Annotated in this window: 8 protein-coding genes; 7 read left to right on the top strand and 1 reads right to left on the bottom strand. The window is 70.2% G+C overall.

Features of this window, described 5'->3' with window-relative positions:
• Positions 1-177: 177 nt before the first annotated feature.
• From hslU to ACK4S2_RS04760, 4 genes are all read left to right on the top strand, one after another.
• Positions 178-1476 carry an ATP-dependent protease ATPase subunit HslU gene (hslU, locus tag ACK4S2_RS04775; protein WP_409620845.1) on the top strand — a complete coding sequence of 433 codons (1299 nt, stop codon included), beginning with the start codon at positions 178-180 and terminating at the stop codon, positions 1474-1476.
• 355 nt (positions 1477-1831) lie between these two features.
• Complete coding sequence (locus tag ACK4S2_RS04770; RefSeq protein ID WP_409620860.1) at positions 1832-3223, top strand: circularly permuted type 2 ATP-grasp protein; 1392 nt, start codon at positions 1832-1834, stop codon at positions 3221-3223.
• Positions 3224-3341: 118 nt separating this feature from the next.
• Complete coding sequence (locus ACK4S2_RS04765) at positions 3342-4295, top strand: alpha-E domain-containing protein (RefSeq protein WP_409620843.1); 954 nt, start codon at positions 3342-3344, stop codon at positions 4293-4295.
• Positions 4292-5116 (top strand): transglutaminase domain-containing protein, encoded by an 825-nt coding sequence (locus tag ACK4S2_RS04760; protein WP_409620841.1) that lies wholly within the window; start codon positions 4292-4294, stop codon positions 5114-5116. The genes ACK4S2_RS04765 and ACK4S2_RS04760 overlap by 4 nt, the downstream gene beginning before the upstream one ends.
• Here ACK4S2_RS04760 and ACK4S2_RS04755 read toward each other — a convergent pair.
• Complete coding sequence (locus tag ACK4S2_RS04755; RefSeq protein ID WP_409620838.1) at positions 5067-5954, bottom strand: hypothetical protein; 888 nt, start codon at positions 5952-5954, stop codon at positions 5067-5069. The genes ACK4S2_RS04760 and ACK4S2_RS04755 overlap by 50 nt on opposite strands.
• A gap of 137 nt (positions 5955-6091) precedes the next feature.
• On the opposite strand from ACK4S2_RS04755, the gene ACK4S2_RS04750 reads away from it, so the two are divergent.
• From ACK4S2_RS04750 to chrA, 3 genes are read left to right on the top strand one after another with little or no spacing between them, the layout of a single operon-like run.
• Positions 6092-6817 (top strand): peptidase, encoded by a 726-nt coding sequence (locus ACK4S2_RS04750; RefSeq protein ID WP_409620836.1) that lies wholly within the window; start codon positions 6092-6094, stop codon positions 6815-6817.
• 43 nt (positions 6818-6860) lie between these two features.
• Entirely contained in the window at positions 6861-7508 is a 648-nt protein-coding gene (locus tag ACK4S2_RS04745; protein ID WP_409620833.1) for a DUF1194 domain-containing protein, read from the top strand.
• 23 nt (positions 7509-7531) lie between these two features.
• Entirely contained in the window at positions 7532-8770 is a 1239-nt protein-coding gene (chrA, locus tag ACK4S2_RS04740) for a chromate efflux transporter (RefSeq protein WP_409620830.1), read from the top strand.
• Positions 8771-8828: the final 58 nt, after the last annotated feature.

The raw sequence follows: 8828 nt of genomic DNA, 5'->3' as shown, positions 1-8828 counted from the left end.
GATGGCGATTGCCGCCGACATCTGCGTCTACACCAACGGCCGGCTGACGGTGGAAAGCATCAAGGGGTAAGGCAGGGGCGCCGGCCGGGGTCGGCCCGCGGTGCCGCGGGCGAGGGTCCCCTTCAAATCCTTCGCCCCGATGCGTATCTCTGGCCGGACCCAAGGCAGGAGACGCCCATGACCGACCTGACCCCGCGCGAGATCGTATCCGAGCTGGACCGCTTCATCATCGGGCAGGCCGAGGCCAAGCGGGCGGTGGCGGTGGCCTTGCGCAACCGCTGGCGGCGCCGGCAACTGGCGCCGGGCCTGCGCGAGGAGGTGCACCCCAAGAACATCCTGATGATCGGCCCCACCGGCGTGGGCAAGACCGAGATCAGCCGCCGGTTGGCCCGGTTGGCGCAGGCGCCGTTCCTGAAGGTGGAGGCGACGAAGTTCACCGAGGTGGGCTATGTGGGGCGCGACGTGGACAGCATCATCCGCGACCTCGCCGATGTGGGCCTGGCCGAAACCCGCGCCCGGATGCGCGAGGCGGTGCAGGCGCGCGCGCAAGGCGCGGCCGAAGACCGGGTGATCGCGGCGCTGGCCGGCCCCGAGGCGCGCGAGCAGACGCGCGAGATGTTCCGCCGCCGCCTGCGCGCGGGCGAGCTGGACCAGACGATGATCGAGATCGAGCTGGCCGAGCCTGCGCCGCAGATGGCGATGATGCCGGGAATGCCGGGCATGGACCAGATGCAGGGGATGCAGGACATGCTGGGCAAGCTGTTCGGCGCCCGCCGCACGCGCCGACGGCTGACCGTGGCCGACAGCCACGCGCTGCTGGTGGCCGAGGAGGCCGACAAGCTGCTGGACGACGAAGCGGTCAAGGCCGCGGCGCTGGAGGCGGTGCAGGAAGCCGGCATCGTCTTCATCGACGAGATCGACAAGGTGGCGGCGCGGGCCGAGACGCGCGGCGCCGATATCAGCCGCGAAGGCGTGCAGCGCGACCTGCTGCCCCTGATCGAAGGCACCACGGTTTCCACGAAGCTGGGCCCGGTGAAGACCGACCACATCCTGTTCATCGCCTCGGGGGCCTTTCATGTGGCCAAGCCTTCGGACCTGTTGCCCGAACTGCAGGGGCGGCTGCCGATCCGGGTGGAGCTGAAGCCGCTGACCGAAGGCGATTTCCGCCGCATCCTGACCGAGACGGACAATGCGCTGACGCGCCAGTATGCCGCGCTGATGGCGACCGAAGGGGTCGAGCTGCGCTTTACCGATGACGGGATCGATGCGTTGGCCCGGGTGGCGGCCGAGGTGAACCGCACGGTGGAAAACATCGGCGCCCGGCGGCTTTATACCGTGCTGGAGCGGGTGTTCGAGGATTTGTCCTTTACCGCGCCCGACCGCGGCGGCGAGGCCGTGGTGGTGGACGCCGGCTTTGTCGAGGCGGCGGTGGGGGCCCTGGCGCGGTCGGCGGACCTGGGGCGCTACGTGCTGTAGCCCGAACGGGCGGGCGTCCCTGGCCGGAAAGGCGGCGGGGTCGGCGGCGGCGGGGGCATCGAGCCCCCGCCGCCGCCCGCAAGGCGCGCCGATGCGCGCCTTGCGCCCCCGGGCCCGGGTCGCGCGCCCGGCTGCCCCCGCCCCGATCGCTTGTTGCAGCGGGGGGCGGCCCACGGCTTTGGCCCGGGTGGCCCGGCGTTGCGAGGGGTGGGGCCGAGGATTTGCCGTTTTTTTGGGCAGATGCCCCGTGCGGGGGCGGCTTGCGGCGTCAGGGGGCTTGTCCGCCGGGCAGCGGCAATGCTTGGATGAGGGCAAGGCGCGGCAAGGGGGTATCGTGAAGGGTTTTTTCAACGAGATGTTTCTGGGCGATACGGTCCGCCCGCCTTATGCGCGGTTGCAGGACTGGGTGGCGGCGATGCCCGCCAGCCTGCGCCAGATGAAGCAGGCCGAGGCGGAGGAGCTGTTCCGCCGCATCGGCATCACGTTCGCCGTCTACGGCGAAGGCGGCGACCCCGACCGGCTGATCCCCTTCGACATGTTCCCGCGCGTGTTCACCCATGCCGAATGGTCGCGGCTGGAGCGCGGCATCAAGCAGCGCGCCCGGGCGCTGAACGCCTTTCTGGCCGATGTCTACGACCGGGGCGAGATCGTGCGCGCCGGGCGCATTCCGGCGGCGCTGGTCTATCGCAACGCGGCCTATGAAAAGGCGGTGGCCGGCATCCGCCCGCCCAAGGGGGTGTTTTCGCATATCGTCGGCATCGACCTGGTGCGCACGGGGCCGGACGAGTTCTTCGTGCTGGAGGACAACTGCCGCACGCCTTCGGGCGTGAGCTACATGCTGGAGAACCGCGAGATCATGATGCGGATGTTCCCCGACCTGTTCCGGGAAAACCGTATCCAGCCGGTCGAGAGCTATCCCGAGGCGCTGCGCCGCACGCTGGCCTCGGTGGCGCCGGCGAAGTGCGACCGCGACCCCAACATCGTGATCCTGACGCCGGGCCATTTCAACAGCGCCTATTACGAGCACAGTTTCCTGGCCGACCTGATGGGGGTGGAACTGGTCGAGGGGCAGGATCTGTTCGTGGAAGGCGACCGGGTGTGGATGCGCACCACCGAAGGGCCGCAGCGGGTGGACGTGATCTATCGCCGGATCGACGATGCGTTTCTGGACCCGCTGTGCTTTCGGCCCGATTCGATGCTGGGCGTGCCGGGGTTGATGGATGTCTACCGTTCGGGCGGGGTCAGCATCTGTTCGGCGCCGGGGGCAGGGGTGGCCGACGACAAGGCCGTCTACACCCATGTGCCCGAGATGGTGCGGTTCTATCTGGGCGAGGAGCCCATCTTGCAGAACGTGCCCACCTGGCAATGCGCCAAGGCGGACGATCTGAAATACGTGCTGGAGAACCTGGGCGACCTCGTGGTCAAGGAGGTGCACGGGTCGGGAGGCTACGGCATGCTGGTAGGGCCGAAATCCACCGCCGACCAGGTCGAGGCGTTCCGCGCCCGGATCCTGGCGGACCCGGGCAACTACATCGCGCAGCCGACGCTGGCCTTGTCCACCGTGCCGACCTTTGTCGACGAGGGCGTGGCGCCGCGGCATGTGGACCTGCGGCCCTATTGCCTGGTGGGCGAGCGGATCGAGCTGGTGCCGGGCGGGCTGACGCGGGTGGCGCTGACCGAGGGGTCGCTGGTGGTGAACTCATCCCAGGGCGGTGGCGTGAAGGATACATGGGTGCTGGCGGAATGAACGGGCAGGCGTGGCAGCGGTGGCAGGCGCCGGGGGGCTTTGCGCCCCCCGGACCCCCCGCAGGATATTTGAGGACAGAAAATGCCTGTGCGGCCGAAGCGGGCGGGAAGGCGGGGCCATGCTGAGCCGGACCGCGGACAACCTTTTCTGGCTGGCGCGCTACATGGAGCGGGCCGAGACGGCGGCGCGGCTGCTGGAGGTGGGGGCGCGCATTGCGCTGTTGCCCAATGCCGGGCATGGCTACCGCACCGAGTGGGATGCGATCCTGCGGGCTTCGGGCAGCGCAGATGCCTTTGCCAAGAAGTATGGCGATGCGGTGCAGCGCAACATCGAAAGCCATCTGTTCTTCGACCATGACAACCCGTCGTCGGTGGCGGCCTGCATCACGCGGGCGCGCGAGAACGGGCGCATCGTGCGCACGGCGCTGTCGATGCAGGTGTGGGATGCGCTGAACACCGCCTTTCAGGAGCTGCGCCGGCTCGAGCGCGAGCCGCGCAGCGACGGGGCGCTGTTCCGGTTGACGGAATGGACCATGCGCCATGCCGCGATGGTGCGCGGTGCCATCGAGGCGACGCTGTTGCGCAACGACGGGCACGATTTCCTGAACCTCGGCTATGCGCTGGAGCGTGCCGACAGCACCGCACGGTTGCTGGACGTGAAGTATTACGTGCTGTTGCCGCGGGTGGAGTTCGTGGGCTCGGGGCTGGACAATTACCAGTGGACGGTGCTGCTGCGGGCGATGAGCGCGCATCGCGCCTTTCACTGGGCCTATGGCGGCGAGGTGACGGCGGCGAAGATCGCGCATTTCCTGATCCTCAACAACCAGTGCCCGCGCGCGCTGGTGACCTGCGCCGAAGGCTTGACGCTGCATCTGGACCGGCTGGCGCGGCGGTATCGCCGGTCGGGTCCGGCGCAGGCGCAGGCGCGCGCGCTGCTGGGAGAGCTGGCCGAGATGCAGGTGGAGGCGATCTTCGACGAAGGGTTGCACGAGTTCCTGACCCGGTTCATCGGCGAGGTTTCGGCGCTGGGCCAGACCATTCACGATGCCTATCTGAGCGGAGACGTGCGATGAGGCTGGCGGTCGACCATGTCACGACCTACCGCTATGCGCAGCCGGTGCGCGGGGTGGTGCAAAGCCATCGCCTGACGCCGTCGCTGTGCGACGGGCAGCGGGTGGAGGCCTGGGCGGTCGCGGTCAGCGAAGGGGTGCGGGGCGGGGCGTTCCGTGACGGGGCGGGCGACTGGATCGAGGCCTGGACGGTGCGCGGCCCGGTGTCGGAAATCGTGGTGACGGTGCGCGGGGTGGTGGAGACGGTCGACATGGCCGGTGTGTTGCGCGGCCAGCGCGAATGCGTGCCGCCGCTGGCCTGGTTGCGCGAAACGCCTGCCACGCGGGCGGATGCCGAGATGGTGGCGCTGGCGCAGTCGGTTTCGGCGCCCGATGTGCTGGGGCTGGCGCACGGGCTGGCAGCGACCGTGGCCGAGGCGATCGCCTATGCGCCCGGCGCGACCGAGGCGCAGACCACCGCGGCCGAGGCGGTGGCGCTGGGGCAAGGCGTGTGCCAGGACCACGCCCATGCCCTGATCGCGCTGGCGCGCACCCGCGGACTGCCGGCGCGCTATGTCTCGGGCTATTTGCTGGCGGCGGAGGCGGGCGCGGCGCAGGAGGCCGCGCATGCCTGGGCGGAACTGTGGGTCGAGGGGCTGGGCTGGGTCGGGTTCGATGCGGCGAACCGCTGTTGCCCCGATGCGCGGTATATCCGGCTGGGTTGCGGGTTCGACGCGCGCGATGCGGCCCCGATCCGCGGCATCGCCCGGGGCGCGGCCGGCGAAACCATGACCGTCAGCGTTTCGGTGCAGCCGGCCGCATCGCAGCAACAGCAGCAGCAGTGACCCGCGCGCCGAGCTGCCGCAGCCGGTTTCGCGCCGGCGGGCGCAGGCCGAGGCAGGCGGCGTAAGCGGGCAGCAGCCCTGCCGCTTCGGGCACCAGCGAACCGCCGAACCGCGGGTTGACCTCGAAGAACAGCGGGTTGCCGTCGGCGGTGATCTTGTAATTCAGGCGGCTCAGCCCGTCGCGCAGGTCCACCGCGTCCAGCACGCGCAGGCAATCGTCCGGGCAGGGGGCGCCCTCGGTCCAGCGCAGGATGCGCGCGCCGGGCGCCTTGCCCTTGACCGCGTCCTCGGCACCCATGTCGTAGCAGACGCTGCGCATCCAGGCCGGGCGGCCGGCGCACATCAGCACATGCGTGGTCCATTCAAGGTTTCCCGCGACATGGGCCTGCAGAAACCACGCCGGATCGTCCAGCGCAGCGGCATGCGGTGCGGCCTCGGACGGGTCGTGCAGGATGTGGGTATTGGCGCCCCAGGCATCCTGCCGCAGTTTCAGCACCACCGGCCAGCCCGCCGCCCCTTGCGGCAGCCGGTCGAGGATCGGCGGGCAAAGATGGCCAAGGCCCGCCGCCGCCAGGCGCCGGGCAAAGGCCAGCTTGTCGTGGCACAGGTCGCGCACCGCCGCCGGGCAGATCAGCGCGGGCACCGCGGCGCCCCGGTCGCGCCAGCATTCGACTGCGTATTGATCCTCGAGCGACAGCGGCACCAGAAGGTCGGCGGCGGGTGGCCCCGCCTCGGGCCGGAACGGGGCCATGCCGCAGCGCCAGACCGGCCCGGAAAGCTCGGTCGTCAGCGACCGGCGCCATTCGGGCTTTTCGCCGAAGACCACGGCAAGGGGCATGGCGGCTCCGTTCAGGGGTGGCCGTCAGCGTAGCGGCCACGACGCCGGTTTTCAACCGGCAGCCTCCGGCACGCCCCCTTTGCCGGCGCGTCCGAAACAGGGTAGCGTCCGCAGATCATCGATTCGGGACCGGGAACATGACCTATTGCGTCGGGCTCTTGCTGAATGCCGGGATGGTCCTGCTGTCGGACACCCGCACCAACGCCGGGCTGGACAACATTGCGACCTATCGCAAGATGTTCACCTTCGAGGTGCCGGGCGAACGGGTCATCGTGGTGATGACCGCGGGCAGCCTGTCGGTGACGCAGACCACCATCGCGCGGTTGCGCGACATGAACGATTCGCCCGATGCCGATTCGTCGAACTGCATCCTCAAGGCGCCGACCATGCTGGCGGTGGCGGAAATCGTCGGCTCGACCCTGGCCAGGGTGCGCGGCGAGATTCAGGAAAAGCTGTCGGCGATGGGGCAGGGCGCCAGCGCCAGCATGATCGTGGCCGGCCAGCGCCGGGGCGGGGGCATGCGGATGTTCCTGATCTACCCCGAAGGCAATTTCATCGAGGCGACCGAGGACACGCCCTTCCTTCAGATCGGCGAGCACAAGTATGGCAAGCCGATCCTGGACCGGGTGGTGCGGCCCGACACATCGTTGCAGGATGCGCAGAAGGCGGTGCTGCTCAGCATGGATTCGACGCTGCGGTCGAACCTGTCGGTGGGGATGCCGCTGGATCTGTGCGTGATCGAGAAGGACGCCCTGCGCGTGACCCTGTCGCGCCGGATCGACGCAGGCGACCCCGATTTCCGCGCCATGTCCGAGGCCTGGTCGCGCGCCTTGCGCGAAGGGTTCCAGCAGATCGAGATCTGATCGGCGCTTGGCGCGGGGCCGGGTGCGGGTTAGGCTGGCGCCGATGCGTGCGCTTGCCCTTGCCCTTGCCTTGACCCTGCCTGCGGCCGCCGACGCCTGCGAGGCAGCGCTGGTGCTGGCGATGGATGTGTCGGGCTCGGTGGACCGGGGCGAATACCTGTTGCAGGTCGAAGGTCTGGCCGCGGCGCTGGCCGACCCGGCCTTGCGCGAGGTGATGGTGCAAGACCAGGTCGCACTGGCGGTGGTGCAATGGTCGAGCCTTGGCCAGCAGGCGCTGGTGCTGCCCTGGCAGCGGATGCTGAGCGCGCGCGCCATCGACGATTTTGCCGCCCGCGTTCTGGCGATGCCGCGCGCCTTTCCGGGGTCGGATACCGCGGTGGGGCAGGCGCTGGAGTTTTCGCTCGACCAGTTCGCCGCCGTGCCCGATTGCCGCCGCCGGATCGTGGACATGTCGGGCGACGGGGACGAGAACGTGGGCTACACCACCCCCCGCGCCCGTGCCCGCGCCATCGCCGAAGGGGTCGAGGTGAACGCCCTGGCGATCGAGGCGATGGGGCTGTCGATCAGCAATTTCTACCGCCGCTGGGTCATCACCCCCGGCGGGTTCGTGGAAACCGCGCAAGGTCATCTGGATTATGCCCGTGCGATCCGCTCCAAGATGCTGCGAGAGTTGACCAGACCCGGCGCCTGAGCCGGGCGAGCAGGGGAACGGGCATGCCGCCAACACCGGGCTGGGGCGAGATGGTGCGGGTCTTCGGCCGGATCGGGCTGATGTCCTTTGGCGGGCCGGCGGCGCAGATCGCGCTGATGCAGCGCGATCTGGTGCAAGGCGCGCGTTGGATAGAAGACCGCGAATACCTGTCGGCGTTGTCCTTCTGCATGCTGCTGCCCGGCCCCGAGGCGATGCAGCTGGCCACCTGGTGCGGCTGGCGGCTGCGCGGGGTGGCGGGGGGGCTGCTGGCGGGGCTCTTGTTCGTGCTGCCTGGGGCGGCGGTGGTGCTGGCGCTGTCGGCGGCCTATGCCGCCTGGGGTGCCTTGCCGCTGACGGCGGCGCTGTTCCTGGGCGTCAAGGCCGTTGTGGTGGTGGTGGTGGTCGAAGCGCTGTTGCGCGTGGCGCGCCGCGCGCTCAAGACGACGGCGCATCGGGTGGTGGCGGGGCTGGCCTTCGTGGCGCTGTTCGCCTTCGGGCTGCCGTTTCCGCTGGTGATCCTCGCGGCGGGGCTCTGGGGGCTGACGCAGGCGGCGGGGGCGGCGCGGGCGGCGCCGGCGCCGGTTGCGCCGGGCACGCTGCGCACGGTGGCGGTCTGGGGCCTGGTCTGGCTTGGGCCGCTGGCGGGGCTCGCGGCCTTCGGCCCGGCTTTGCTCTATGAGCTGGGCCTGTTCTTTTCGCTGCTGGCGGTGGTGACCTTCGGCGGCGCCTATGCGGTGCTGGCCTGGATGACGCAGGCCGTGGTCGAGGACAAGGGCTGGCTGACCCTGCCGCAGATGATCGACGGTTTGGGCCTTGCGGAAACCACGCCGGGGCCGCTGATCCTGGTGACCGAGTTCGTCGGCTTCATGGCCGGGCATGGCGCGGGCGGTGTGGCCCTGGGCGTGGCCGGGGCGCTGGTCGCGCTGTGGATGACCTTTGCCCCCTGTTTCCTGTGGATCTTCGCCGCCGCGCCCTGGCTGGACCGTATCACCGGCGCGCCGCGGCTGGCGGGGGCGCTGGGGGCGATCACCGCGGCGGTGGTGGGGGTGATCGCCAGCCTGTCGGTCTGGTTCGCGGCGCATGTGGTGTTCGACCGGGTCGGGCGGGCGGGGGCGCTGATCGTGCCGGACTGGTCCAGCGTGAACCTGCCGGCGCTGGCGCTGGCGGCGGCGGCGGGCGTGATGCTCTTGCGCTGGCACTGGCCCTTGCCGCTGGTGCTGGGGCTGGCGGCGGCGGTGTCGGGCGGGGCGGCGCTGGCCTGACCGCGGCGGGTTGCTGCGCGTGCGAAAAATGCGCCCCGGCCTCTTCCATCGCGGGGCG

Origin of the sequence: Gemmobacter sp. (assembly GCF_046292685.1) — a bacterium.
GTDB lineage: Bacteria > Pseudomonadota > Alphaproteobacteria > Rhodobacterales > Rhodobacteraceae > Wagnerdoeblera.
Note: the sequence above shows the minus strand (reverse complement) of the source record. Positions and strands in the feature narration are given on the sequence as shown.

What these genes read in the sequence shown, in the direction of transcription:
- chrA (WP_409620830.1), top strand. Translation starts at nt 7,532, where the DNA reads ATGCCGCCAACACCGGGCTGGGGCGAGATGGTGCGGGTCTTCGGCCGG.
- ACK4S2_RS04755 (WP_409620838.1), bottom strand. Translation starts at nt 5,954, where the DNA reads ATGCCCCTTGCCGTGGTCTTCGGCGAAAAGCCCGAATGGCGCCGGTCG.
- ACK4S2_RS04745 (WP_409620833.1), top strand. Translation starts at nt 6,861, where the DNA reads ATGCGTGCGCTTGCCCTTGCCCTTGCCTTGACCCTGCCTGCGGCCGCC.
- ACK4S2_RS04750 (WP_409620836.1), top strand. Translation starts at nt 6,092, where the DNA reads ATGACCTATTGCGTCGGGCTCTTGCTGAATGCCGGGATGGTCCTGCTG.
- ACK4S2_RS04770 (WP_409620860.1), top strand. Translation starts at nt 1,832, where the DNA reads ATGTTTCTGGGCGATACGGTCCGCCCGCCTTATGCGCGGTTGCAGGAC.
- ACK4S2_RS04760 (WP_409620841.1), top strand. Translation starts at nt 4,292, where the DNA reads ATGAGGCTGGCGGTCGACCATGTCACGACCTACCGCTATGCGCAGCCG.
- ACK4S2_RS04765 (WP_409620843.1), top strand. Translation starts at nt 3,342, where the DNA reads ATGCTGAGCCGGACCGCGGACAACCTTTTCTGGCTGGCGCGCTACATG.
- hslU (WP_409620845.1), top strand. Translation starts at nt 178, where the DNA reads ATGACCGACCTGACCCCGCGCGAGATCGTATCCGAGCTGGACCGCTTC.